Below are 25,889 nucleotides of genomic sequence, written 5' to 3'. Positions count from 1 at the left end.
CATCGGCGAAAGTTGACAGCTGTCAACTTTTCCCCTCCACGCCGCCGGTCGCCCTGATTGGCAGATGAAGCATGGACTCCGAGGCTGGTGGTTCCGTCGCGGATTTCGCCCGCAGATCCGGCAAAGTTGACAGCTGTCAACTTTCTCACGCCGCCTGCCGTTCGAGAGGTCCGAGCAGTGAATGGGGGGAATAGTTCCCTTGCTCCGCCTTGCGCGCCAACGTCCGGAAATAGGCACCGGGATTGGCAATCTGGCCTATTCTCTGCACGATTCCCGCTACGGTCGCAGCCGCGTTCTCGGACCCCATGTGGCGACAGCCCTCGGCCCATGTCCGGGCGTCGATCCCCGTCATCGGCGCGACCCGGCAGATTGCCTGGACGAAGTCGTTCCACCCGGTGATGCGGCGATCGAGATAGGGCAGCACGTCCGGGCAGGCGTCGAGCACCTGACCGAGAGGCGGCGGAGTTCTATCAGAAGCTTCTTTTTCTGATGTCTGATAGTGCCGCTCATTTTTGCCGGCGCTGCCGCTCATTTCCTCTGTTTTCGGGGCGATTTCGACGACGTTCTCCGCCGGGTTGTCCACACCGGTCCGCGCCCGGATTTGGGCCAGCAGGTCGGTCATGTCGTCGTGCATGCTGATCAGCTGGTCTTCGCTCAGCTTGCGGCGGAGATACCGCCGGGCGAGCTGGGCGCGGTCGTCCAGCGCATCCCAGTGGCCGCCCCTGCCGCTCTCCTGTGCAAAGAGGATCAGCTTGACCGCGTCGCGCAGCATCAGCGAGACCTCTTCCCTCAGGGTTTTCAACCTGTCGCGTCTGGCCTGCTCCTCGGCGGCCCGTTCGGCAAGTTCGCGGGCCATCACAAGCAGAGGGCGCAGGTCGAAGCCGAAGGCGCGGGTGATCTGGCCGCCCTGTCCGCGCCGGGCATAGCGTTTGCCGTTCGGGCTGTCGTGGCGGAGGATCACGCCGGCCCCGACCAGGGCGGCGATGTGCCGGCGCAGGGTGCTTTCCGGCATCCCGTGGGCGCGTTGGCAGATGGCAAGGTTTGAGGCGAAGACCACCAGCGGCTGGCCGTCCCGCAGCACCCGGTCCGGGTGGAAGCTGAGAAGGACCTGAAGCACGCCGATCGTGCGGTCGCCCAAGCCGTAGTCGCGGCCGCAGAGCGAGAGGGCGTTCAGAACTTCCCACTTGTCGACCTCGGACACCGGGGCGGGACCTTGCCCGCGCGCGTGGTGATCCACCAGGCAAGCCGTCACCGGCCGCGCCCCGAAGGGCGTCGTCGTCACTGTCCTCATTTTTTTCTTCACGAAGGCAAATCTTTCCCGTTCTCCGCCTTGGGCGGAGTTGACAGCTGTCAACCTGAGGGACTAGATTCGAGGTGCTAGAACGAACAAGGCCTCTCGGGATGATATGTCCTGGGGGGTCTTTTCTTTTGAATCTGCCTCTGCTCGTGCCTCCTTGGTTGCTGCTTCGGGGTTATTCGCCGCGGGACTTCAGCCAGTCGCGGTGAAGATCGTTCAGGTTTTCCATCAGCCATTCCTCGAACCCGCCGGTTTCCTTCGCGTCGAAGGTCAGCACCGTCTTGCGGCCGCTGGTGCGCGCGCGGGCGAGGGGGGTCTCGTCGGGGCCGGTGAACGTCCGTTCGACGGGCCTGGGCTTTTCCTTCTTCTCGGTCAGGGCCTTCAGGGCCTCTTCGAACCGCTGGTCCGAGGGCAGGTCTTTGGAGCGTTTCAGCGCGCCGGCCAGTTCGGCCGCGGTGCGCCGTTTCTCGTAGCGGTCGGCCAGAAGCTTCCACCGGTCGCGCCCGACCGAGGGGGCCGGGCCGATGGCGCGGATCAGTTCGAACGGCATGGCATCGGCGATGGCGAGCATCCGGCTGATCACCGTCTTGTCGATATGCAGCGCGTCGCAGATCACCTTGCGGTCAAAGCCGTTGTCGCGCATCTGCCGTGCGAAATTCGCCTTTTCGATGAAAGAGAGGTCGCGCCGGGCCGAGTTCTCCTGCCCCTGGGCCACGATCAGGTCACGGTCGTTGAGGTTTCGGACCATCGCCTTGACCGGCATCCGCAGCGCGCGGAGCGCGGCGACGCGGCGGCGGCCATAGACCACCTGATAGCGCCCCTCGGTGTTCGGATCGTGGCGCAGCAGGACCGGCACCTGCTGGCCGTATTCCTTCAGCGAATTCTGCAGCGCCTCCATGTCGGCCGGATCCTCGTCGAGCCGGTCCTCGAGCCCGCCCGGGTCGATCATGTCGGCGGGAACCTCGATCAGCGCGCGGCTCTTCAGCTCGGCGATGGACTGGCTGACGGCACCGATGGCGCCCTTGGAGTAACGCGGACGGGCAGGGGAGGCGGCCTCCTCTGCCTCAAAGTTGACAGCTGTCAACTTTTCCGCGTCGTCGTCTTTCGGGGGCGGATCCCCCATCAATCCCTTGAGCAGATCCTTGCGTGCCATCCTATCGTCCCCAAGCCTGTTGAATGAGGCCCTCGATCTCGCCGTTCACCGCATCCAGGCTTTCGCGGGCCCGGTCATAGGTCGTCCGGGTGAACTGGCTTTTCTCGACCTCGTAGAGGGTCTGTTTCGTGATCCCCGCATCCGAAATGGCGGTCGATTTCAGAACCGTGTGATTCAGCACGTGTTCGCCGAACATCGACCGCATGAAGCTGACCATCTGGTTCTGCGGCCCGTCGCCGGGCTCGTACCGGGTGACGACGTACCGCAACCAGTCGTAGTCCATGTTTCCCCCCGCTTCGCTGACCACGCCGAGAAGGTTCGAGGTCATCAGCAGGAACTGGCACATCGACATCACGTCGAGCATCTGGGGATGCACGGTGACCAGAACGGCGGTGGCGGCGGACAGGGCGGACATCGTCAGGAACCCGAGTTGCGGGGGGCAGTCGATCACGACGACGTCGTAATCGGCTTCGACCTCGCCCAGCTTGTCGCCGATACGGGTGAAGAAGAGGCTAGCCGACCGTTCGGCCAGGGCGCGGGGGGTCTCGTGCTCGAACTCCATGAGGTCGAGATTGCCGGGAACGATGTCGAGATTGGTGAAATAGGTCTTCTGGATCACGTCGCTCAGCGGCACCGGTTCTTCGTAGCGGATCGCATCGTAGAGCGTGCCGCCGTCCAGCAGGTCGAATTCCGGCTGGAACCCGTGCAGGGCCGAGAGCGAGGCCTGCGGATCGAGGTCGATCGCCAGCACGCGGTAGCCGTCCAGCGCGGCCTTCTGTGCAAGGTGGGCCGCGGTGGTGGTCTTGCCCGATCCGCCCTTGAAGTTGATGACGGTGATCACCTGAAGGTGGTCGCCTTCGCGCCGGCCGGGCATGTAGGTGCCTTCGACCTTGGCGCCGCGTTCCAGCTGGACCCGCAGCGCCTGGATGTCTTCCGAGGTGTAATAGCGCCGGCCGTTGCCGCGCATCTCGACCTCGGGCGCCTTGCCGTCGAGGTGGAGCTTGCGCAGATAGCTGTCCTTGACGCCGAGCAGACCCGCGACCTCACCGGCGGCGAACTTGCGCATGTCCTTGCGCGCGTTCGGAGGAAACAGCTGGGCCCGGTGCTGCTGCAGCCGTTCCGAGAGTTTTTCGGCATGGTCGCCGATGAGTTCGTCGATCCTTTCGCGACGGTATGCCACTGCTTTGCCCCTTTGCTAATCCGTTTGTTACGGATTTTGCCGTTTTATACGCTTCTTGGCGTAATTAGATGCGGGCTTTTTGGGATTCGGGCAAGCAGAATCTGCCACGAATAGTGTCTTTCGGTGGAATTAGACACTTATATAGTGTCTTGAAGCCACGCCTAGCGGTTCCAGCGCAGCAGCGTGAGTTCCTCGAGCTCGCCCTGTTCGCGCTTCTGGCGGGCCGCCTGTTCGTCGCGAAGGTCCTTCAGCCGGACCGATTCATAGATCTTCTGCTGCTGGTAGAGGTCGCGCAGACGGGTCTCGTGCTTGATCAGTTCGGGTTCGAGTTCCAGCATCTTGTGCTCCAGCCGCCGCATCTGGCGCGTCACCGCGTCGACGAAGGAGGCGACATAGGGCTGGGCCTCGCGGCTGGTCACGTTCCGCTCGCGGGTGAGGCGCTCGCGCAGGTCTTCGCGGTTGGCCTTGAGCGTCTTCATCTGGCGGCGCAGCTCGGCCATGTCGCGGGTGACCTGGTCGATGTCGAGCCCGTACATCCGCTCCATCAGGGACAGCGCGCGGCGGCGTTTGGCGGGCATCAGTGACCCCCGCCTTTTTCGGGCTCCGGTTCGGGGGCTTCACCGCGCTCGGCCAGGATCCTGTCGCGCATGGCGACCAGCACGGGATCGGGCAGGGCGACGAAGGAGCCGGTGCGCTTGACGCGCCGGGGCAGCATCTCTTCGTCCACGGGGACTTCGGCGGCGGGGTCGGCCTCGGAGTCCTCGTAGATGACAAGTTGCGGGGCGGGCCCGTCGGGCTGTTCCTCCTCGGCCTCGTCCTCGAACATGCTGAGATCGCCGATCCTCATGCCCATCTGGTTGGCCACGATGCCCGGAAGCGTCACGGCCGTCGCGGCGGCCATCAGGTAGACCCCGACACGCATCAGGCAGCCGGGAGTTCTTTCTGCGCCGCCTCGACCTCATAGAAGTCGGGCTGCATCCGGGTGGGGATGTTGCCGCGGCCGATCTCGACGCAGATGTTCGGCGGCTGGTTCGACACCATCGCGACAAAGATGTCGCGGATCACGTGGTAGAAGGCCCCGTCCTCGTCCTCGATCTGGGTGAGACGGCCCGAGATCGGCTGCACCATGCAATAGGCCAGGAACACGCCGAGGAAGGTCCCGACGAGCGCGCCGCCGATCATCGCGCCCAGAACCTCGGGGGGCTGGTCGATCGAGGACATGGTCTTGATCACCCCCAGAACGGCCGCGACGATCCCGATGGCGGGCAGACCGTCGGCCATGGTCTGGATCGCATGCGCGGCCTCGAGGCTTTCGTGGTGATGCTTCTTGATCTTGCGGTTGATCACGTCCTCGGTGGCGTACTTGTCGTCGAACTGCATCGACAGCATCCGGAAGCTGTCGCGGATCAGGTCGATGGCGAAGTGATCCTTGAGGATGCGGGGATAGCGGCCGAAGATCTCGGACCCCTCGGGGTTCTCGATGTGGTCATCCAGCGCCAGCACGCCCTTGGCCTTGTAGAGCCGCGTCAGCTCGTACATCAGGGCGAGCAGGTCGTTGTAATCCTTGGCCTTCCACTTGGGGCCCTTGATGACCTTGCCGACGCCCTTGCCCGACGCCTTGATCACGGTGAAGGAGTTGGCGATCACGAAGGAGCCGAGCGCCGCGCCGCCGATCATCATGCCTTCGAAGGGCAGGGCGTGCAGCACGATGTCCATCTTGCCGCCGGAGAGCATGAAACCGCCGAAGACGAGGCCGAACACCATCGCCAGTCCAAGGAACATCGTCATCGGTTGTCACCTATTCTGCTGCTCTGCCGATTTATTCTAGGTTGTTGCCAGACACCATATGTATAATTGACATCTGATCAAGTATAAACAAGAATAGTTGGCGATTGTTTCATGATCAGACAGGGCGGTTTGATGGCGCAGATGGGCGGGTTGGCGAACAAGCTGGCGTATTTCCTCGAAGCGGAACAACTGGCTGGCGTGTTCGTCGAGTGGCCGGACGACATGAACGTCGTGCTGTGCCTCGACGACTCGGGCGGCTGCGAGGTGCTGGTCTATCACCAGGGCGAGGGGCGCAGCGTCCTGCGCAAGGTCGCCGCGCTTTTCGGCCGGTCGCTGGGCGAGTTCATGGTGGTGCCCGAGATGCGCGGCTATCCGACCCGCAAGGTGCTGTTCTCGGAAGAGCAGAAGATGCTGTCGATCGTGGCCGATGCCGTTGATCTGCCCGAGGCGGCGCAGGACTATGCCATCAACTATCGCTATGCGCAGGATCAGGGTCTGAACCCGGACACGATGAAGCCCCGGCCGGCGCCCCGACCCGAAACCGGGGCCGCGCGCGAGACGGCCGAGGTGATCACCCCGACCTTCCGCCACCGGGCCCGGCCCGAGCCGGTGCGCCCCGCGCCGAAGCCGGCCGCCGACCGCCCCGCGGGGATCCGTCCGCGCCTGCGGCTGACCATGGGGAACCTGGCCCGTGCGGTCGCGCCCGATCCGGAGCCGGTGCCCGCGCCCCGGGCCGAGCCGCAGTTCCCGCCGGGCTATGCGCCCGCGGCAGAGGCCGCGCTGGACGAGTGCCATATCGTGGATGGCCAGATCGGAGAGCAGGACGGCGCCATCCGGCTGATCCTCTCGCGTGAGCGGTTGTCGGTGAACACCGCACCGATTCGCGTGACCGACCTGTGTTTCCGTGACGATTTCGCCCGGTTCATGATCCCGCGCGGGGTGCTGGGCAACTGGCGGCCGGGTCAGGCCGCGGTGATCGACGTCCCCGTGGAACGGTTTCCGGTCGCGCTGGCGCGGCGGCTGAAGGGCGCGCGCGAGGCCGAGGTCACGCTGACCCCGCGCGGGATCTTCGTCGCGCCGGGTGCCGAGCTGGTGGTCGAGGAGAAGTCCGAGCCGGCCCCCCGTCCGGTCCTGCGCCGGGTGGTCACGCCGCTGCGCGCGGCGATGCTCGCCCTGGTCGCGGTCGGCGCCGCCACGGGGGCGATCCTGTCCTACATGGAGGACGGCCGGGCGATCGGCATCGACTGGCGGGCCAGCAGCAGCGCGCCGGCGGGGCAGGCGGATCCGGAGGTGACGCGGTTCATCGGCACGCCGCTCGACCTGATCGGCACCATGGCGCGCGAGGAAGCCGGCCGATGATCTGCACGGTCATCACGCCGGTCGGTCCGGGCCACATGGATTTGTTCCGGACCAGCTGCGCGCCGTCGGTCGCGCAGGCCAGGGCGTATCACATGGGGCCCTTCACCGAGGTCGAGCATCTGATGATGGACGACACCGAGGGGCGCCATGGCCGCTCGGCCCGCCGAAACGAGGCGGTCCGCATGGCGCAGGAGGCGGGGTCGGACTGGGTCTTCTTTCTCGATGCGGACGACCTGCTGACCCCGAACGCCTTCGAGGCCTTCGGCCGGGTGATCGCGGCCGAGCCCGGACTTGACGTGGTCTGGGGCCTGATCTGCACGCTGGACGAGGGCGGAGAGCCCGCCCTGCGCGAGGACCAGGCGGAACGGCTGGACACGCGCGAGGATTTCCTGTCGGTGCCGCCCTATTCCGCGGTGCAGATCGGCGGCTTCATGCGGACGGAGGCGGTGGCCCGGTTCGGTTTCGACGAGGCCATGGATACCGGCGAGGACTACAAGCTCTACTGTCAGCTCTGGGAACATTGCCGCTGTGGCAAGCGCCCGGAGATCTTCTTCGTCAATCGGCGCGGGCAGCACTCGACGGGACCGAGGGCCGCGACGGGGCTGGACTGGAACAATGCGACGAATGCGCAATGGGCCGACCAGCTCAGGGCTGTGCCGATCTGGGCGAAGGTCGAGGATGGCGGGGCCGGGGATGGCCCCGCCCGGATGCGGGTGACCAACCCCAACGACCTGATCCAGATGACACACCTGCGCGGCGAATTCTTCGAAGCCGACAGCCTGTCCAAGCTGAAAAAGCTGATCAAGGCGCCGAACCCCCGGATCGTCGAAGTGGGGGCCAACATCGGCAACCATGTGGTCTGGTATGCGCGCCACCTCGCGGCCGAGCGGATCTATCCGGTCGAGCCGAACCCCGAGGCGCTGAGCATCCTGAACGAGAACATCGACGCCAACGGTATCCGCGCCCGCATCGACACGCGCGGCATGGGCTATGGCGCCGGCAAGGACAGCGGCACCTTCCGCACCCAGACCGACAATGCCGACAACCTGGGCGCGACCCGTCTGGTGGCGGATGCCGAGGGCGGGATCGAGACGCGGACGCTCGACCAGCTTCTGGGGGACGAGACCGTGGATTTCATCAAGATCGACGCCGAGGGGATGGAGCTGGACGTGCTGGAAGGCGCGCAGGCCCTGATCGCGCGCGACCGGCCGGTGATCTGGGTCGAGGTGCTGCGCGAGAACATGCTGGGCTTTGCCCAGAAATGGTGCCGCGCCGCCGGTTACCGGATCGTCGATTCGACACCTTACGTCCATACCATCGACTATTTCGCAGTGCCCAAGGAGTGACATGGCCGATACCGCACTTTCCCGAAAGGACCGGCGCGCCCGGATCGCCAAGGCCTCGAAGATCTACGGGATCAAGGGCGAGGAATCGCTCGATCTGCACGAGGCCTACCGGGCGCTGAGCCAGAACGACGTGATGCGGGCGGTGCAGCTGGCCCATCCGATCACCCGCAGCCATCCCAAGTCGGTCCATGCCTGGGTCGTCATGGGCGGCGCGGCACTGGCGCAGCGCGAGGGCGACACGGCCGAGGCGTTCTTTCAGCGTGCACTGGATTTCGCCCCGAACGAGACCTCGGCGCTGGTCGGGCTGGCCAAGGCCCAGGTGCTTCAGGTCAAACCCGAGGATGCGGTGCGCGTGGCCGCCCGTGCCTTCGCGGCCGGGGCCGACGAGAAGGGGCTGGTCAACCTCTACATGGAGCTGATGCGCCAGATGGGCCGGGTGCAGGTCGCGACGGATGTCGTCATCCCGGTCCTGAAGAAGCTGGAGGATGCCGAGCTTTGCATGAAGCTGGCCGACATGTTGACCGACATCGAGGAGACGGCGAAGGCGGCGGTGTGGCTGGACCGGGCCTGGCGGCTCGATCCGGAGCCCGAGGTCTATCGCATCGGCCGGCTGCGCGGGCTGATCTACAGCCGCCGGCTGGAGCAGGCGGACGAGCTGGCGAATGCGCTCATGGCCGACCCGGCGACGCAGGACAAGGATTCCGTCCTGCTCTACAAGGTGCTGATCCTGCGCATCTCGAACCGGCCGGAAGAGGCGCTGGCCCTGGCCGAGGCGCATGAGTTCACCAGCGCGGAACGCTATGCGGAACTGCGCGGCATCGTCGCCAACATCCTGCAGGACATCGGCCGCGGCGAAGAGGCGGGGGACGCCTATCTCGAGGGGATGCACGTGACGGGCGCCAAGCTGAAGGTCTCGAAGGCCTACGGCGCCTTCCTGATGCGCGGCGGGAATTTCGAGGACGGGCCGGCCTATTTCGCCGACCGGTTCGAGACACGGCAGCGCAGCTACATCCCCTACGAGAACGCGTCGCCCGAAAACATGCGCGGCCTGTCGCAGCTCTATCTGATCGGCGAGCAGGGGGTGGGCGACCAGCTTGCCCTGATGTCGCTGTTCCGGCTGTGCCCGGTGGATACCGCGAAAACGCCCGTGACGCTGGCGACGGAAGCGCGGTTCGTGAAGGCGCTGGAGGGCAATGGCCTGGGGGTCGAGGTGCTGGACCGCAAGATCTTCACCTCGGAGCCGCGGGTGCTGGCGCCCAACGAACTTGTCTACATCGGCGACCTGACCCGCTATATCGACGCCGGAAATCGCGCCGCCCATCAGGGGTCCTGGGTCACGCCGGACGCGGGCCGGATGCAGCACCTGCGGGACAAGTACGAACGCTTGGCCGATGGCGGGCCGATCATCGGGGCGGCCTGGGCCTCGGGGTCGATGCTGGGGCATCTGCGCTCGGTCAGCCTGATGGACATTCTCTCCTGCGTGCCCGACGGCGCGCTGGTGGTGAACCTGCAATACGGCGACTGCAAGGCCGAGATCGAGGCCGCGCGGCGGGCCCGGCCCGGCGTGTCGATCCTGGACGATCCCGAGGTCGACCAGATGTCCGACCTCGCCACCTTCTTCGCGCAGGTCGCGGCGATGGACCGGGTGCTGACCATCGACAACACCACGGCCCATACCTGCGGCGCGATCGGCCATCCCGATACCCATGTGCTGATCCCGACCGGGTCGGAATGCATGTGGTACTGGGGCGACGCGGGCGACCGCGATCCGTGGTACGGGAATCTCTCGCTCTATCGCCAGACCCGGCTGGGGGTCTGGGACGAGCCGCTGACCATGATGCGAAACGCCGTGTGTCCTTGACGGCACGGAACAGATCTTGCCGGACCATGAAACACCACGGATTTATAACGGTCTTTAACCTTGTCGGCCTATCTGTTCTTCAACAGGAGGCGCGGGAAGGCGTGGTTTGGGGACTGTCATGAGAAGCCGGCGACATGCATTGCGGGAAAGGCGGGGGCTGCTGGCGTGGCTCTCGGTGCTGTCGCGCATGCGCCGTGCTCCGGGCATCGCCCTGCGCCCCGCGGTGCGGATCGAAGACAGCGTGACGCCGAATTTCCTTGTCTGCCTGGAAACGGGGTCGCGCCAGGTCCTGCTGCGCCGGCACTTGCGGGAAACGCTCCGCATGACGCCGGAAGAGTATCGGGACAGATGGGGGCTGCCACCGGAATACCCCATGGTCGCCGCGAACTACCTGCGCCGGAAAGCCGCCGCGCGACAGGCAGAGCGCCATGGGTAAGAACGACAACCAGACAAAGAGGGCCGGATCCGGCAAAAAGACCGGGCAATGGGCTCCGCATGGCAGTGATTGAGGACAGGCATGGCAGACCAGACCAAGAAGGACATGATCGCAACGATCGTCGCATCCTTCGCATCGCGACCGGATGCGACACCGGACGCGATCGTCGAGCTTTATAACAGATTGATGGACGAGGCGGGGGAAGAGACCGGGACCCCCGCGCCGCAGGGCACCGCGGTGCCGGCCCTGCCGCTGGACCGGGCGGTGACCGAGGACAAGGTCTATTGCCTGTGCTGCGGACGCGGCTTCAAGATGCTGAAACGGCACCTGGGCGCGGAACACGGGCTGACCGAGGCCGAGTATCGCGCGATGTTCGGCCTGCCGGCGGATTTTCCGCTGGTCGCGCCCAACTATTCCCGCAAGAAGGCCAGCCACGCCAAGCAGGCGGGGTTCGGCAAGTACGACCGCGGTGTCCACAGGCAGGACAGCGACGCGTAACCCGACAGCGCTGAGGCGGACGGCAGATGGCGAGCAACGAACAACCGATCATCATCAAGAAGATCGAGGGCGAAGGCGGTGGCGGACACCACGGCGGCGGCTGGAAGGTGGCCTATGCCGACTTCATGACCGCCATGATGGCCTTCTTCCTGCTGTTGTGGATCCTCGCGGCCTCGGACGAAGAGGCGCTGCGCGGGCTGGCCGACTATTTCACCCCGTCGCTGTCGCAGGCCGGCGGCAAGGGGCAGGGGATGCTGGACGGGACGATCATCGCCCCGAACGGGGACCAGGGCGGGTCGAACACGCCCGACGGCAACACCCGCCTGCCCAGTTTCGGACAGGAGAACCCGCTTGCCGTCTTCGACAGCCGCCTGCGCGACGAGGCCACGGATGTCATCGTCGAATACGAGACCAAGGAGGACGGCACGATGGAGCCGAAATCCATGGGCGAGGGCGAGGACGAGGAGGACGGATCCGCGGCCGAGCAGGCGGCGGAGCGGCAGGCGCTCGAAGAGCAGTACCAGGCCGAGGTGAAGGAGCGAGAGGCGAACATGGAGCGGCTGGAGGAGGAGATCCGCCGGCACATCCAGGAGCGCGTCGATCTCGAGGATCTGGGCGAGAACCTGCGGTTCGACCGCACCTCCGAGGGGCTGCTGGTCCAGATCATGGACAAGGAGGGCCGGTCGATGTTCGCCCGCGGCTCGGCCCGGGTCGACAGCCGCACCCGCGACCTGATCCGCATCATCGGGGAATCCATCGTCGACATGCAGAACGCCATCGTCATCACGGGCCATACCGACGCGGTGCCCTTCGTGAACAACCTGGGCTATTCGAACTGGGAACTGTCGGCCGACCGCGCAAATGCCACGCGGCGGGTGCTAATCGACACCGGCGTCTCGCCCGCGCGGATCAAGCGGATCTCGGGGCTCGCCTCGACCGATCCGCTGAACGCCGACGATCCGGAGGCGGCCGAGAACCGGCGCATCGGCGTCCTTCTCGCCTATCCCGCGCCATTGGCGCCGGATATGGACGCGCCGAATCGCTGAACCACCAGATTTGGGGCTGTCGGCCCCTCGGCACGGCTGATATAGCCCCAAAAGCGCCATATTTGCGTATCCGGCACGGGGCGTTTTCCACAGCCTGTTGCGCAAGGGAAAGTGACAGGCGGTTTAACGGCTTGTGATCCGCCCTTGACCCAAAAACGGGCCAAATATGGGCGAAGCGGGTCAAGTTATCCCCACATTTTGTTGCCCGGAGCCGTTAGTTTTCTTTTCTCTGACCCCGCCTATCTGTAGGTTAAGAATACAAGATATTGGGGCAGTGGCATGAGCCAAGACAGAGTATTGGAAGACATCTGGATGGGGCGCATACGGGCAGCGCGCGGCGGAGAAGCAGGCTCTCTGTCGCGCCAGCTGCGGGCCCTTGTACCAGTGCACCACGTGCTTCTGACGGCCGAGACCGGGCGGGCGCCGGTCGAGGTTCTGATGGACGATGCCGAGATGATGCCGGCACTGCCGCTGGGCGACGTGCTGGTCGAGGAACTGGGGCTCGACGTGCCGTATGGCGCGCTCGTCGTGTTGCGGGATGCCGGGTCGCCGGCGCCGGTCTCGTACGACGCCGGCACGATCCTGGGCGAGATCCTCCTGGGCCTTCTGCGCACCGGGCTGTTCCCGATGGACCGCGAGACCGACGCGCTGTTCGCGATGGCCGCCTCCTACGACAAGCTGGTCGAGGCCAGCGGCTTTCGGCACAGCGGGCTGGACGGCTGCGAATTCCGTCTCGGGCTGGCGGCCTCGCTCGGCGCGTACTGGTGCGGTGCGCGCCAGGCCGGAGCCGACACCTGCGGGCTGTTCGACCGGCCCGACTTTCTGCGTCAGCCAGAATTGCTCAGGTATCTGCGGGCTCTCGATGCCAGCTTTTCACTCACGGATGCCGAGGCCGTCCCTGCGCGTCTGATGCTCGCGCAGGGCGGCACCCGCGGGTTCGACGACTGGATGCAGCATGTCGGGCAGGTGGTTTCCGCTGAAATCGGTGTGTCAACAAGGATTCCGGGGGTCCGGGCCAACAATTCGCAAAGAAACTGACGCTTTTTAACTTGTTTTAAATCAAACAATTCTTCAAAGAATTCGCATTCTGTGCTTACCTGTCCATGCTTTTTGGCAGGAAAGCAGGCACACCAAATGATGCCCAACAGTATCCAGGCGGCGGCAAAGATTCCGCTGCTGGACATCGACGAGGAACGGAATGCGATCCGGCGCTGGCAGGATCACGGCGACCGCGAGGCGCTGACCCTCTTGCTGCGGTCCCATGCCCGGCAGGCGTGGTCGATGGCGGCGCGCTGGACCGACAACCCGGTGCATCTCGAGGATCTGGCCGCGGAGGGCGTGATCGGGCTGATCCGCGCGGCGGACAATTTCGACCTCGGCCAGGATGTCCGCTTTTCGACCTATGCGGCCTGGTGGGTCATGAACGGCGTCTCGGCGGCGGCCGCGCGGATCCGGTCGGTGATCGACGTGCCGCCGCGCGCGGTGACCGAGATGCGCAGCGGCAGGCTGGCGGATGAGGACAACACGGTGATCACCATGGCGATGCAGGGGATCGTGGCGCTGGACGCGCCGGTCGGCGACGGCACCCATTCCCTGCTGGACGCGCTGGTGAGCTCGGACCTGACGCCCGAAGAGACGGCGGCGGCCGAGTCGCTGCACGATGTGCAGCGGCGGCTGATCGCGAAGGCGATGTCGGGTCTGAACGCGCAGGAGGCCGAGATCATCCGGCGGCGGCGGCTTCAGGCCGTGCCCGAGACGCTCGAGGATCTGGCCGATGCGATGAACATGACCCGGGACAGGCTGCGGCAGGTGGAACGCCGCGCCATGACCCGGCTGAGGAGGTTCCTCCTCGACAACGGTTTCCAGAGGGCGATGTTGAACTGATGCTGGGTATCTTGAATTTCGGTGGTTTCGGGCAGGCGCAGGGCGTCGAGGCCAGGGGGTCCCAGCAGGCGGCGGCCGAGGGCGCCGGGCCGGGTTTCGCCGCGCTGCTGTCGCAGGTGATCGCCGGGGCCGAGACGCCGGCGGCGGCGTCCGATGGCAAGGTGACGCAGCTGGCGGCGCTGCTGGGCAAGTTCCGGGCCGAGGCGCAGGAGAGCCTGTCAGAGGTTTTTCCCGACGGTGTGATCGTGCCGGGCGAGGCGCTGAACGACTGGGCCCGCACCATGCTGACCCGTCTGGACGGGATGCTCCAGCAGGCGGGCGTGACGGTGGCCGACCTGGCGCAGGTGCTGGCACCCTTGGAGGCGCCGGCCCTGGAGGATGCGGATACGCTGCTGATCCAGGCGGCGCAGACACTGGTGACGGGAACGCCCCGCGGGACCGGTCCGGCCGAGGTCGCCACGGCACCGGCACCGGCACCGGCACCGGTTCGACCCGAGGTCGGTCGCACGGTTTCCGAAGGTCGTGGCGCGGCGCCCGCTGCGCCCGCGCCGGCGGGGCAGGGCGTGCCGGTCGTGGCCGGTCCCACCCCTGCCGCGCCGGTCACGCCGGTGATCGGGGACGGGGCGCGGGACGGCACGGCGCCGGCTCCGGCGCGGAAGGCCGGGGGGGCTCCGAACGCGGCCTCCGGCGTCGTGGAGGCGCTGAGCGCCGATCCCGGAACCGCCCGGACCGACATGGCCGCGCTGCCGCAGGCGGCCCCCCTGCCGGATGCGCTGCGGATCATCCTGGCGCAGGCCGTCGCAGCACCGGCGGACCGGACCCTGCCGCCCGAGGTGCAGGCGATCCTCTCGGCGCCCCAGCCGACCGCCGCGCCGCTGATCGCCTCGGTCGCCGAGACAGCGCCACCGCCGACGACCGCCCAGCCGACCCCGCAGCAGGGGCTGGCGCGCAACCTGGCGGGGCAGATCCGCGGCGTCAGTTTCGCCGAAGGCACCACCCGGATCGAACTGTCGCCTGCGGGCCTCGGCAGCATCGAGATCGAGATCGCGCCCGACGAGGCCGGCAAGCTGCGCGTCGTGCTGCGGGCCGAGAACCCGGCGGTGCTGAACGCGATGCGGTCGGACCGCGAGATGCTGGCGGGGCTGCTGCGCGACGGCGGCACCTCGGTCGAGGAGGGCGCGATGAGTTTCGAGGACCTGGGCCAGAGGCGGAACCCGGGCGGGCAGGACCCCCTGGGGTCCACCGTGACCGGCCCGGTCATCGCGGAAGACGACGACGAGGGCGGAGAGATCGCCGCCGCCCCCCCCGCGGCCGGCGACGGCCGCCTGAACATCCTGACCTGAGGAGGTCGCAATGGTAGACATCACGGGAACCGCCGCGGCCACCAGCGGCCAGACGCTCTCGACCGTCGCGTCGAACAAGCTGTCGGCGGATTATCAGAGTTTTCTCAAGCTTCTGACGGCGCAGCTGACCAACCAGGATCCGCTGGAGCCGATGGACAGTTCGACCTTCGTGTCGCAGCTGGCCCAGCTCAGCCAGGTGGAACAGTCGATCCAGACGAACACGCATCTGGAATCCATCTCGGGACAGCTCGCCAACGCGGGGCTGACCTCGGATCTCGGGCTGATCGGGCGCGAGGTGAGCGTGCCCGGCGACCTGTTCGACCTGATCGGAGGGAAGGGGACCTTCGAATACGTGCTGGCGACGACCGCGAACGAGGTCCGGGCGATCATCCGCGACAGCGCCGGCAATTCCGTCGCGCAGATCGAGGGGCTGAAGACCGGGGCCGAGACGCTGCATTCCGTCGACTGGAACGGGATCGGGTCCGAAGGCACGCCGGTCGCCGACGGCATCTATACCGCCGAGATCATCGCCACCGGCCCCGAGGGCAACGTGCTGGGGGCCTCGGCCTTCACCCGCGCCACGGTCGAACGGCTGACCCTGTCGGGCGGAGAGTCCGTGCTGCATCTAAGCAACGGCAATACCGCGTTGTCGTCGCTGGTGGCGGCGGTGGAGTGATCAGCCGCGCGGAACTTCGGTCTTGTAGAGCGACAGGAAGATGAAATCCTCGATGCCGTAGAAGTTCGTGCGCAGGTCGCGGGCGACGCGTTCGGCCACCTTGGCGCTGTCGACCTGTGATCCGCGCAGAAGCTGGGTTTCGGCGACGGTGTGCATCGTGGTGACGATCTGGTCGCGCAGGCGCGCGGCGTTCTCGGCGTCGTAATAGTGGTTCGCCTGGTCGAGATCGGTGACGGAGACGCCGAAGTCGGCGACGAAATAGCTGATCGCGCGCGCCGAATAGACCGGGACCGTCAGGCGCCCCAGCCGGACGACGTGGTCGTCGGTATCGGCGATCTTCTTGATCGCGCCCTCATGGATTTCGGCCTCGGTCTTCACCGGCAGGAGCGAGGGATGCGCCGTCCGGGCGGGGCGTTTCGTGACCGGATAGGCGGTGTGGCTCTGCTCGACCTTCTGCCGTGCGCGTTCCATGACCTCTTCCCGGGCGCGCTTCTCGGCATGGGCGGCAAGCTTGTCGCGATCCACCCGGTGCAGATCGACCGGACCCGGCCGGCTTCCCGCGTCGTCGAAGGTCAGCGATGCCGGCACGAACTGGCGGAGCGCGTCGAAGGCGCTGTGCCGGTCGTCTTGGGCCCGCGCTGCATGGCCCTCCTGTTCGGCGAGGAAATGGAGAACCTCTTCGGCGGGGCTCTGCGGATTTTGCAGGTCCTGCGCGCCGGCATGGGCGGGATGGGGTCCATCCGACATGAGCTTGCCCGCGCCGAAGCCGCCAAGGGCGCAGAGCAGGGGGAGCACCGTCAGAACGATATGCGACTTCTTCATCTCGACACCTGGATGGACTTTGCCTCAGGCGTCGATATGCCCTCCGATCAAGGCGAGAGTTTTTCCGGATCGGGGCGAATATGGGACTCAATAGGGCAAGACTATGTCCACGATGTCTTCGCCGTAGCTGCGGCTCTGCTGCCGCGAAAGGCTGCCCTCGCCGCCATAGGTGATCCGCGCCTCGGCGATCTTCTCGTAGGGGATGGTGTTGTTCGTGGCGATGTCCTCGGGCCGGATGATCCCCGCGACCCGCAGTTCGCGCAGCTCTTCGTTGACCTTCACCTCCTGCCGTCCGGCGACCACCATGTTGCCGTTGGGCAGCATCTGGACGACCAGCGCCGCGACCTTGAGACTGATGGTCTCGTTCCGCGCGATCGAGCCGGAGCCGCTGGCCGTGGTCGAGGAACTGGACTGCACCAGCGGGTCGGGCACCTGGCCCGCGCCGACGCCGGGCAGGATCTTGTGCAGCTTGCTGGCATAGCCGAAGAACTGCGGCTTGGTGAATTCGCTGTTGCCCGAGCGTTCGCGGTCGGTGGAATTCGACAGCTGCGCCTGATCGTCGATCTCGATCGTGATGGTGAGGATGTCGCCGACCTTGGTCGCGCGCTGATCGGCGAAGAACCCGCCCGAGCCGCGCTGCCAGAGCGAAGACTGTTCGCCGCGTTCCGGGGTGCGGGGCACCTCGGGCGGGGGCATGGGCACCTGGACGCGGGCGACCTCGGGCATGACATGCGGCGACATCTCGACACCGGAGATCCTGGGATCCCGATCGAACGGGTCGCTGGCGCAGCCGGCCACGGCGACGACGGCGAGGGTCGAGATGGTCAGGCGCAGCGCCTGCGCGGTACGGGGGGATTTCAACGGGTGACCTCCACGATGCCCCTGCCGACGGCGACGCCGGTGAGGGAGGTATTGCTGGCGAGGTTGACGATGCGGATCTCCTGTCCCTTGTGCGCGGCGTCGAGCGCCTTACCGGGCGCGGAGAGCGCCAGGAGACCGTCGTCGTAGCGGATCGAGATCCGGTCGCCGCGGTCGATGATGAGCGGCTTGATGACGGATTGCGTCATCACCGGGCGGCCCTGGGTGAGCAGCCGCTTGACCTGCATTCCGACCAGATCGGCCGGGTCGGTGACGGTGAAGGCGCCGATCCGGGCGAGCGGAAGCTTGACCGCGCCCAGGTCCTCTTCGCCGATGCGTTCGCCCGGCAGCATCCGCGCCACCGGCACCGGCACGTCGAGCGTCGCGATGGCCAGCCCCTCGAGGCGGACGACGTTGCTGTCGTCGAGCACCGCGTTGGCCAGGTAGCGGCCGGTCGACTTGTCCATCCAGAAGGCCGAAAGCATCAGCGCCTCGGCCGGGGCGCCGTCCGGGGTGGTGATGTGAAAGCCCGCGTTCTCGGGGAGTTCCGGACCGTAGCGGTCGCGCGCCCGTTCCTCGATCAGCGTCCTGACATCCTCGGCCAGCAGCGCGCCGGGCAGGACGAAGACGATCATCGCGATGGCGGTATAGTAAAGAAAGCTTCTCATGGCTTTACCCTGGGCTTACCGGATTTGGTTGGCGGTGGACATCATCTGGTCGGCGGTCTCGATGGATTTGGAGTTCATCTCGTAGGCCCGCTGGGCCGAGATCAGGTCGGTGATCTGCTGGATGATGTTGACGTTGGAGGTTTCGAGATAGCCCTGCCGCAGGATGCCGACCGCCGGATCGCCGGGGTTGGCCTGGGTCGGGTCTCCGCTGGCGACAGTCGCCGCCAGGAGGTTGTTGCCGAGCGGCCGCATCCCGGCGTCGTTGATGAAGGTGGCCAGCGTCAGCTGCCCGATCTCGACCGGGATCGCGTCGTTGCCGACATAGGCCGAGACGATGCCCGTCTCGCCGATCTCGACCCGGGTGGTGTCCTGCGGCACCACGATGCCGGGGTTCACCTCGTAGCCCTGCTGGGTCACGATCTGTCCCTCGGCGTTCAGCCGCAGGCTGCCGTCGCGGGTGTAGGCCGCGTTGCCGTCGGGCATGTTGACGACGAAATAGCCCCGCCCCTCGATCGCGAGGTCGGTCTGGTTCTCGGTCTGGGTCAGCCCGCCCTGGGTGTTCAGCCGCACGGTGCCGGCGGTGCGCACGCCGAGGCCGACGTCGATGCCGACGGGCAGGTAGGTGCCCTGATCCGAGGTCGGGGCTCCCTCGCGTTCGATGTTCTCGTAGAGCAGGTCCTGGAACGAGGCGCGCGCCGACTTGAACCCGGTGGTCGAGGCGTTGGCGATGTTGTTCGAGATCACGTCGACGTTGGTCTGCTGCGCCATCATGCCGGTCGCGGCGATGCCAAGGGCTTTCATGTCAGGTCACTCCTATCCGATTGCCGCAGAACCGAGACGGCGGAGCATGTCCTTGCGCAGCTCGTCCTCGGTGCTCATGAGTTTGGTGGCCCGGTCATAGGCCTTCTGGATCATCATCAGCCGCGTGACCTCGGCCACGGGCGAGACGTTGCTGAGTTCGATCTGCCCCTGAAGGATCTCGGAGCCCTCGGCGGCAGTCGCCTGGCCCTCGCGGCCCTCGGGCGGAACGAGCATCGAGTTGCCGAGGCGTATGTAGGATTGCACGTCCGGCAGATCGAAGAGGCCGACGCGCCCCAGCACGCCGGTTTCATCCGAGGCGATCGTGCCGTCGGGCGAGATCAGGATCTTGCCGGCACCGGGCGGGATGGCGATGTCGCCGCCGCCCTCGTCCAGGACCCGGGCGCCGCTGAGCGTCACCAGATACCCGTCGCGGTCGAGCGCCAGCTGACCGTCGCGGCCATAGGCGGTCTGGCCCCCGGGCATCCGGTAGCTGAGAAAGGCCTCGCCCTTGATCGCGAGGTCCAGCGGGTTGTCGGTGCGGGTCATCGCACCCTGCGTCTTGTCGAGATAGGATCCCTGATCGACCACGAAATTCGTGCCCTCGCCGACCCTCTGGCCCTCGTCCTGATGCAGGTAGCTGGCAAAGATGATCCGCTCGGCCTTGAAGCCGGCGGTATTGGCGTTGGCGATGTTGTTCGCCGTCACGTCCAGATCGCGCTTCATCGCGCGGGCCAGCGACAATGCCACATACGTGGTGTTGTCCATTGCGGAGATCCTCTGCCCGGTCCCAACCTGATTTGCTGTCTATCCTTTTTCTTTTCTTGCGATGACAGCGTTTTTCTTGGATAGATAGAACCACCTCCATGAACTGAAGTCAAGAATTGCGCAGCTATCTTTGCATATCCTTTTGCCTGATCGGCGTTGTTCTTGGCGGACCGGCGATTCCGGAAACCGATCCGCATGGCACGGTGCCGGCGGAAGAACAGGCGCCGGCGCCCGGGCGGCAGATGTCCGAGCCGCCCCGGCCGGACCTGCCGCAGGACGTGGCCGAGGCCTGGAAGACCACCGCGCAGATGCTCTATCAGGTGCCGGGCACCGACAGACCCTTCATCGAAGAGAGGCGGGCGATCCAGAACGCCCTGGCCCGGTCGCTCGGCAAGGCCAGCGCGCAATGGGGGATGAGCGGCGAGACCGCCGATACGCTTCTGGCGATGGCGCGGCTGAATTATCGTCATGGCTTCGGCCCCGAGGGGCTTTCCGTGCTCGAGGGGCTGGACCGCGGCAACCTCTCGGAAACGCAGGAGCTGCGGCGCGCGGCGCTGGAACTGGCGCTCGGGCTGATCGATCCGCGCGACCGGCCGCTGAGCGACCGCGCGCAGAGGATGCTGGGGCCGGATTATCGCAGCTGGCCGGACCAGCAGGTCTTCCTCGCATTGCAATCGGTGCGCAACAACCGGTTCGAGGCGGCGGCGGATTACCTGCCGCTGGTCCGCGATAGGCTGGAGCGGCTGCCCGCGGGCTATGCGGCGGTGATCCTGCCGGGTCTGCTCGAGGCCGCAATCGCCACCGAGCAGTGGCAGGTCGCGCGGGATTTCGCGCTGGAGTTCCGCAAGCACCCCGCGTTGCGCGAGAGCAGCGCGTTTCGCTATCTGCTGGGCCGTGCGGCCGAGGCCGGGGGCGACATCCTGGCGGCCTTCGACAGCTATCGCCTGGCGGGAGAGCAACACGACGTCCACGGCCACCGGGCGCGGACGGCGATCGTGGCCCTCGGTCTGCGGCACGACCTGATCGGCATTCCCGAAGCGCGCGAGCTGCTGCAACGCGAAACCCATCTCTGGCGCGGCGACGCCTATGCCCTGTCGGTGCTGAGCGACCTTGCCGCGCTGGACCGGGCGGACGGCGACCGGGTGGCGGCGGTGCATACCTACGGCGCCATCCTCGACCGCTTTCCCCGCGACCCGGCGGCGGCGCTGGCGCGCCAGAAGGCCCGCGCGCTGATCGCCGAGATCTACGAAGAGGGGGCGAGCGGCGATCTGCCCCTGTCGGCCTTTCTTCAGGCGCATCGCCGCATCGCGCCCGACTTCCGCTTTCAGGCCGGGTTCGACGTGCAGGCGGAACGTTTCGCCGACCGGTTCCTCGACGTGGGCTCGACGCTCGTGGCGGCGCAGGAATACGAGGCGGTGCACGATCATCTGGCCGTGGGGCGGGATCTCGGCCTGAGCGACGTCAGCGACCGGCGCCTGGACGAGCTGCGCCTGAAACAGGCCGAGAGCCTCGAACTGGGCGGGCAGTACGAAGAGGCGCTTGCCGCGCTCCGCGAACCGCTGGCCTCGGGCACGGCAGAGCTGGAGGACCGCCGCTCGCAACTGCTGGCGCAGCTCTATGCCGACACGGGCCAGACCGGTGCGCTGCTGGAAACCTCGGTCTCGGCGCCCGACATTCCCTTTCTCCGTCTCAAGGCCAACGCCTATTTCGACCGCGAGGACTGGGCCGACGCGCAGGCGACCTTCCAGACGATATGGGACGAGACTGGGCAGGAGCTTCCGTTCGAGGACGCGATCCGGCTCTTGCTGTCGTCCTACCGCAACGACGACCTGACCACGACGCTGGCGCTGTCGCGGGAATTCCCCGAACTCACCGGCATTCCGCAGTGGAGCGCCATCGCCGAGGGGCTGGTGGATCCGGCCGCCGAGCTCTGGCCGCTGCGTCAGGACACGGCACGCGAGCGGATGGAAAGCGCCTCGCGCACGCTGGAAAACCTCGGCACGGTCCAGCCCGGAACGAACTGAGGCCGCTTCCCCGCCGGCCGGCCCGGGTGCCACGCCTCGCGAAATTCCCAATTCTTTAACCGGGCCGAAAACTGGCCCGCCTATATGATGTGCCGAGTAAAACCATACCCAATATAAAAAGCTCGGGGGCAGTATAATGAGCATTTCACAGGCAATGATGTCTGGGGTCAGCGGACTTATGGCCAACTCCAAGGCCGTGGCGCGCATCTCCTATAACATCGCCAATTCCGACACCTATGGCTTCCGCCGCAGCTTTGCGCAGATGCTGACCAGCGGCGCGACCATCCCGACGGGCACGGTCTCGGCCTCGGGCGTGCGGGCAGAGGTCGTGCACCAGAACACCCAGGACGGCACCCCGCTGACCACGGGCGCCGCGACCAACCTGGCGATCAGCGGCAACGGGTTCTTCGCGGTGACACGGAACATCAACGAAGGCACGGGCGAGCCCGAGCATTTCATGACCCGGGCCGGCGACTTCCAGCCCGACAGCGAAGGCTATCTGCGGAATGCCTCGGGCATGTACCTGGCGGGCTTTCCCTACGACGAGTCCGGATCGCTCGGCGTGATCGACCGCAACCAGTTCTCGGGCCTGCAGACCGTGCGGATCGCCGAGATGTCGATCGCCGGCAACCCGACCTCGGAAATGACGCTGACCGGCAACCTGCCCTCGCAGGAAACCGGGCTGGCCACGCCGGGCGACCCGTTCATCTCGTCCATCGAGTATTTCACCCCGCTCGGTGCGGCGGAACGGCTCCAGTTCTCGTGGCAGCCCTCGTCGACCGCGAACGAATGGCAGCTCGAGGTCACCGACTCGAGCGGCGCGAGCTACGGCAGCCTGACGGCCACCTTCAACGACAGCGGCCCGTTGGCCGGCACGCCCTCGGGTTTTTCCGCCGTGACCAGCACGGCCACCGCGCCGGCGGCCTTCAGCTTCGACACCTCCACCGGCGTCGCGACCGTGACGGTGAACAACGGCACCACGCCGCAGACCATCACCGTGGACATGGGCGCGCCCAACACCTTCGGCGGCCTCAGCCAGTTCTCGGGCGACTATGTCCCGCTGGTCGGCAATGCCGACGGCACGCAGTCCGGATCGCTCGCGCGGGCCGAGATCAGCAACGACGGCGTGGTCTACGGCATCTTCGACAACGGCATGCGCCGGGCGCTGTACCAGATCCCGCTGGCGACCGTGCCCAACCCGAACGGGCTGATGACCGCCGACAACGCCACCTTCCTGGTGAGCGAGGCCTCGGGCTCGTTCACGCTTTCGATGGCCGGCTCCGGCACGGCGGGCGAGATCACGGGCGGCTCGGTCGAAAGCTCGAACGTGGATATCGCCGAGGAACTGACCGAACTGATCCAGAAGCAGCGCGCCTTCTCGTCCAATGCCAAGATCATCACCACGGCTGACGAGATGCTGGACGAAACGGTCCGTCTGAAGCGCTGATGACGATATCGCCGCGCCTGTAGAAACGGGCGCGGCGGACCACATCCAGAAGGATAAGGTCTATGAGCATTCTTACCGCCATTCTCGCCAGCCGGTCGGGCCTGCAGGCGAATTCCCAGCGGGCGCAGCTGGTCTCGACCAACATCGCGCACGCCCAGGACGAAAACTATTCGCACCGCAGCCTGGAAGTGACCGAGGCGCTCGGCGGCGGCGTCCGGGTGATCGGCGTCGCGCGCGCGATGGATACGGCGATGGACGCGCTCTATCGCACCGAAATGTCCTTTGCCGCGAAACAGGACGCCATGGCCACGACGCTGGGCGTCTATGGCGCGGAGCTGGGCGAGCTGGATACCGAAACGAGCATTCCGAACCTGCTCTCGGCGTTCCAGAACGACCTCGGACTGCTGTCGAACGATCCCGGCGATGCGAGCCTGCAGCAGGAGGTCTACCTCTCGGCCAAGGCGCTGACCGGGGCGATCCGCAGCGCGAACTCGGCCCTGAACACGGTCGAGACCACGGCGGTCAACGGCATCGGCAACGACATCTCGGCGGCGAATGAGGCGCTCCGCGAACTCGCCCGGATCAATGCGGATATCGGCAAGACGGAGCAGGGCACCGAAACCTATGCCGCGCTCGAGGACCGGCGCGCGGCCGAGCTCGACAAGCTGGCGAACATCGTCCAGATCCAGGTGTCCTACGACACCGACGGCCGGGCGAATGTTCACGCCGCGGGCGGGCAGTCGCTGGTGGTCGCGGGGCATGTGAACGAATTCAGTTTCGACCGGCCGACCGGCACGCTCTATTCCGGCGACCAGGACGTGACGCCGGGCGTGGCCGGCCGGCGCGGCGCCGAACAGGGGTCGTTGTCGGGCTACGTCACACTGCTCAACGACGTCGTGCCGCAGCAGCGGCTGGAACTGGACGAGATCGCCCGGGGTCTGATCCAGGGGTTCGAGGATGCCGACACCTCGCTCGCTCCGGGGCAGGCGGGGCTATTTACCAACGGCGGCATGGCGCTCGGCTCACCGGTGACGCCGGGGCTGGCCGGACGGATCGCCGTGAACGATGCGATCGATCCTTTCCGGGGCGGCGACCTGTCCCTGCTGCGCGACGGGATCGGGGCCGTGACGACCGGCGCCGCCTCGGACAACACGCAGGTCCTGGCCTTCCTCGATTTCTTCGACACGCAGGTCGCCTTCGATCCGGCGGCGGGGCAGGGGGCCACCGGCACGATCATGGACTTTACCACCGGCGCCATCTCGCAACAGCAGGCGCGGCGGGTCGATGCCGAGAGCAACCTGAATTCGCTGATTGCCAGTTCCGAGACCTATCGCGCGGCGCGCCTGAACGCCCGCGGCGTCAACATCGACACCGAATTGCAGAACCTGTCGCTGATCGAGCAATCCTACAACGCAAACTCCCAGGCCCTGCGTGTCGCGTCCGAGATGATCGACACGCTGCTGAACATGTTCTGAGGGGGCTGACCCATGATCTCTTACGTCCAGACCGTTTCGTCCCTGCAGAGCCTGCTGACCCGGCAGCGCACAACGACCGACATGACCCGGCTGATGATGATCGCCGAGGAAGAGGTCGCGACCGGGCGCCATGCCGACCCGTTTTCCGCGCTTGGTACCCGGGCGGTCGAGGCGATGAACACCCGCGCCGTCTATGAGCGGACCGAGGGGCGGATCGAATCCAACACCCTGCTGCAGAACCGGCTCGATCTCATGGCCACCGCGCTCGGCAATGTGCGCGACGCGGCGCAGGACGTGCTGACGATGACGATTTCGAACACCGATCCGACCTCGTCCCGGCAGCTCTACCTCAAGGACCTCGCGCAGGACGCCTATGACTCCATCGTCTCGTTCATGAACGCGAGCTACAACGGCAAGGCGCTGTTCGGCGGCGTCGACAGCGACCGGACCGCGATGAACAGCTGGGCGGAGAGGGACGCGGCCACCGGGCTCAGCGCCTCGGACGTGATGTCGACCATCGTCGGCGGCGGGATCACCGATGCGGCGGACGCGAACGCCAAGCTGGCCGAGATCGACGCGGTCTTCAACGGCACGCCCGCGAACCCTGCCTGGGGGTACGAGGCGACGTTCTTCAACGGCACCCCGCTCGAGGACGGGCTGGGCAATGCAAACCCCCGCCTGGCGGCGTCGATCGACGAGAACCTGGACATCGGCTATGGCGTCCAGGCGAACGACAGGGGATTCCGCGACATGATGCGCGGGCTGGCCATGCTGGCCGCGGGCGATCCGGCGACGATCACGGACGACGGCGCCTACGAGGCCTGGGTGGGCGAGGCGGCGGCCGCGCTCGGCGCCGGGGTGACGGGCGTGCTGAACGCCGAGGCACGGACGGGCAGCATGCAGAAACTGGTCGAGGATTCCAACGACCGGCTGCACGCCAAGCGCGAGGTCCTGACCCTGCACATCAGCGAACTGGAGTCGGTTGATCCCTTCGAGGCGGCCTCGCGGCTGACGTCGACGCAGACCCAGCTTCAGGCCAGCTATGCCGTGACGGCGCGGCTGTCGCAGCTGTCCTTCGTCAACTTCATGCGCTGATACAGGGGGCGGCGGTGATGTCGCCCCTCCCGCGGAATATCATCCTCGCACCCGGGGTCGGGTCTTC

General features: G+C 66.5%; 25 protein-coding genes. 14 read left to right on the top strand and 11 right to left on the bottom strand.

The window, feature by feature from the left end; all coding sequences use genetic code 11:
* Nucleotides 1–145: 145 nt before the first annotated feature.
* The 6 genes from repC to motA form a co-directional block, all read right to left on the bottom strand.
* Nucleotides 146–1,291: a plasmid replication protein RepC gene (repC, locus tag OB2597_RS02845; protein WP_040608971.1), complete on the bottom strand. Its 1,146-nt coding sequence runs from the start codon at nt 1,289–1,291 to the stop codon at nt 146–148.
* Between the two features lie 181 nt (nt 1,292–1,472).
* Entirely contained in the window at nt 1,473–2,450 is a 978-nt protein-coding gene (gene repB / locus OB2597_RS02840; protein ID WP_009804006.1) for a plasmid partitioning protein RepB, read from the bottom strand.
* A 1-nt stretch (nt 2,451) separates the two neighbouring features.
* Nucleotides 2,452–3,630 (bottom strand): plasmid partitioning protein RepA, encoded by a 1,179-nt coding sequence (repA, locus tag OB2597_RS02835; protein ID WP_009804005.1) that lies wholly within the window; start codon nt 3,628–3,630, stop codon nt 2,452–2,454.
* A gap of 161 nt (nt 3,631–3,791) precedes the next feature.
* Nucleotides 3,792–4,208: a hypothetical protein gene (locus OB2597_RS02830; protein ID WP_009804004.1), complete on the bottom strand. Its 417-nt coding sequence runs from the start codon at nt 4,206–4,208 to the stop codon at nt 3,792–3,794.
* Nucleotides 4,208–4,552, bottom strand: a complete 345-nt coding sequence (locus OB2597_RS02825; RefSeq protein ID WP_009804003.1) for a hypothetical protein — start codon at nt 4,550–4,552, stop codon at nt 4,208–4,210. Before OB2597_RS02825 ends, OB2597_RS02830 begins: the two co-directional genes overlap by 1 nt.
* Nucleotides 4,552–5,418, bottom strand: a complete 867-nt coding sequence (gene motA, locus OB2597_RS02820) for a flagellar motor stator protein MotA (protein WP_009804002.1) — start codon at nt 5,416–5,418, stop codon at nt 4,552–4,554. Before motA ends, OB2597_RS02825 begins: the two co-directional genes overlap by 1 nt.
* 111 nt (nt 5,419–5,529) lie before the next feature.
* On the opposite strand from motA, the gene OB2597_RS02815 reads away from it, so the two are divergent.
* The 10 genes from OB2597_RS02815 (at nt 5,530) to OB2597_RS02770 (ending at nt 15,867) form a co-directional block, all read left to right on the top strand.
* The gene (locus OB2597_RS02815) at nt 5,530–6,777 is read left to right on the top strand and encodes a hypothetical protein (RefSeq protein ID WP_009804001.1); all 1,248 of its coding nucleotides are present in this window, start codon (nt 5,530–5,532) and stop codon (nt 6,775–6,777) included.
* A complete protein-coding gene (locus tag OB2597_RS20795) occupies nt 6,774–8,123 on the top strand; it encodes an FkbM family methyltransferase (protein ID WP_009804000.1) in 1,350 nt (449 codons plus the stop codon). The genes OB2597_RS02815 and OB2597_RS20795 overlap by 4 nt, the downstream gene beginning before the upstream one ends.
* A gap of 1 nt (nt 8,124) precedes the next feature.
* Nucleotides 8,125–9,984: a tetratricopeptide repeat protein gene (locus OB2597_RS02805; RefSeq protein ID WP_009803999.1), complete on the top strand. Its 1,860-nt coding sequence runs from the start codon at nt 8,125–8,127 to the stop codon at nt 9,982–9,984.
* 118 nt (nt 9,985–10,102) lie between these two features.
* Entirely contained in the window at nt 10,103–10,420 is a 318-nt protein-coding gene (locus OB2597_RS02800; RefSeq protein WP_084658542.1) for a MucR family transcriptional regulator, read from the top strand.
* Between the two features lie 81 nt (nt 10,421–10,501).
* Nucleotides 10,502–10,918, top strand: coding sequence for a MucR family transcriptional regulator (locus OB2597_RS02795; protein WP_009803997.1), 417 nt, complete (start codon nt 10,502–10,504; stop codon nt 10,916–10,918).
* Between the two features lie 26 nt (nt 10,919–10,944).
* Nucleotides 10,945–11,964: a flagellar motor protein MotB gene (locus OB2597_RS22620; protein WP_009803996.1), complete on the top strand. Its 1,020-nt coding sequence runs from the start codon at nt 10,945–10,947 to the stop codon at nt 11,962–11,964.
* 279 nt (nt 11,965–12,243) lie between these two features.
* On the top strand, nt 12,244–13,002 hold the full coding sequence (locus OB2597_RS02785) for a hypothetical protein (RefSeq protein WP_148234658.1): 759 nt from the start codon (nt 12,244–12,246) through the stop codon (nt 13,000–13,002).
* A 96-nt stretch (nt 13,003–13,098) separates the two neighbouring features.
* Nucleotides 13,099–13,848 (top strand): sigma-70 family RNA polymerase sigma factor, encoded by a 750-nt coding sequence (locus tag OB2597_RS02780; RefSeq protein ID WP_009803994.1) that lies wholly within the window; start codon nt 13,099–13,101, stop codon nt 13,846–13,848.
* The gene (locus tag OB2597_RS02775; RefSeq protein ID WP_009803993.1) at nt 13,848–15,191 is read left to right on the top strand and encodes a flagellar hook-length control protein FliK; all 1,344 of its coding nucleotides are present in this window, start codon (nt 13,848–13,850) and stop codon (nt 15,189–15,191) included. The genes OB2597_RS02780 and OB2597_RS02775 overlap by 1 nt, the downstream gene beginning before the upstream one ends.
* 10 nt (nt 15,192–15,201) lie before the next feature.
* Nucleotides 15,202–15,867 carry a flagellar hook assembly protein FlgD gene (locus OB2597_RS02770; RefSeq protein ID WP_009803992.1) on the top strand — a complete coding sequence of 222 codons (666 nt, stop codon included), beginning with the start codon at nt 15,202–15,204 and terminating at the stop codon, nt 15,865–15,867.
* On the opposite strand, the gene OB2597_RS02765 is transcribed toward OB2597_RS02770, so the two are convergent.
* The 5 genes from OB2597_RS02765 to flgF all read right to left on the bottom strand — a co-directional run bounded on the left by OB2597_RS02765 (nt 15,868) and on the right by flgF (nt 19,781).
* The gene (locus OB2597_RS02765) at nt 15,868–16,689 is read right to left on the bottom strand and encodes a hypothetical protein (RefSeq protein ID WP_009803991.1); all 822 of its coding nucleotides are present in this window, start codon (nt 16,687–16,689) and stop codon (nt 15,868–15,870) included.
* A gap of 87 nt (nt 16,690–16,776) precedes the next feature.
* The gene (gene flgH / locus OB2597_RS02760; protein ID WP_009803990.1) at nt 16,777–17,550 is read right to left on the bottom strand and encodes a flagellar basal body L-ring protein FlgH; all 774 of its coding nucleotides are present in this window, start codon (nt 17,548–17,550) and stop codon (nt 16,777–16,779) included.
* Nucleotides 17,547–18,215: a flagellar basal body P-ring formation chaperone FlgA gene (gene flgA, locus OB2597_RS02755; protein ID WP_009803989.1), complete on the bottom strand. Its 669-nt coding sequence runs from the start codon at nt 18,213–18,215 to the stop codon at nt 17,547–17,549. Before flgA ends, flgH begins: the two co-directional genes overlap by 4 nt.
* 15 nt (nt 18,216–18,230) lie before the next feature.
* Entirely contained in the window at nt 18,231–19,016 is a 786-nt protein-coding gene (flgG, locus tag OB2597_RS02750) for a flagellar basal-body rod protein FlgG (protein ID WP_009803988.1), read from the bottom strand.
* 12 nt (nt 19,017–19,028) lie between these two features.
* Entirely contained in the window at nt 19,029–19,781 is a 753-nt protein-coding gene (gene flgF / locus OB2597_RS02745) for a flagellar basal-body rod protein FlgF (protein WP_009803987.1), read from the bottom strand.
* A gap of 242 nt (nt 19,782–20,023) precedes the next feature.
* Here flgF and OB2597_RS02740 point away from each other — a divergent pair, with 242 nt between their 5' ends.
* The 4 genes from OB2597_RS02740 to OB2597_RS02725 all read left to right on the top strand — a co-directional run bounded on the left by OB2597_RS02740 (nt 20,024) and on the right by OB2597_RS02725 (nt 25,822).
* Nucleotides 20,024–21,805 (top strand): hypothetical protein, encoded by a 1,782-nt coding sequence (locus tag OB2597_RS02740; RefSeq protein WP_148234657.1) that lies wholly within the window; start codon nt 20,024–20,026, stop codon nt 21,803–21,805.
* Between the two features lie 136 nt (nt 21,806–21,941).
* Complete coding sequence (locus OB2597_RS02735) at nt 21,942–23,252, top strand: flagellar hook protein FlgE (protein ID WP_040608969.1); 1,311 nt, start codon at nt 21,942–21,944, stop codon at nt 23,250–23,252.
* Nucleotides 23,253–23,314: 62 nt separating this feature from the next.
* The gene (gene flgK / locus OB2597_RS02730; RefSeq protein ID WP_009803984.1) at nt 23,315–24,727 is read left to right on the top strand and encodes a flagellar hook-associated protein FlgK; all 1,413 of its coding nucleotides are present in this window, start codon (nt 23,315–23,317) and stop codon (nt 24,725–24,727) included.
* 12 nt (nt 24,728–24,739) lie between these two features.
* Nucleotides 24,740–25,822: a flagellin gene (locus tag OB2597_RS02725; protein ID WP_009803983.1), complete on the top strand. Its 1,083-nt coding sequence runs from the start codon at nt 24,740–24,742 to the stop codon at nt 25,820–25,822.
* The last annotated feature ends 67 nt before the right edge of the window (nt 25,823–25,889 follow it).

It is taken from the genome of Pseudooceanicola batsensis HTCC2597 (genome assembly GCF_000152725.1).
Lineage (GTDB): Bacteria > Pseudomonadota > Alphaproteobacteria > Rhodobacterales > Rhodobacteraceae > Pseudooceanicola > Pseudooceanicola batsensis.
This window is presented reverse-complemented; position numbering and strand designations above follow the sequence as displayed.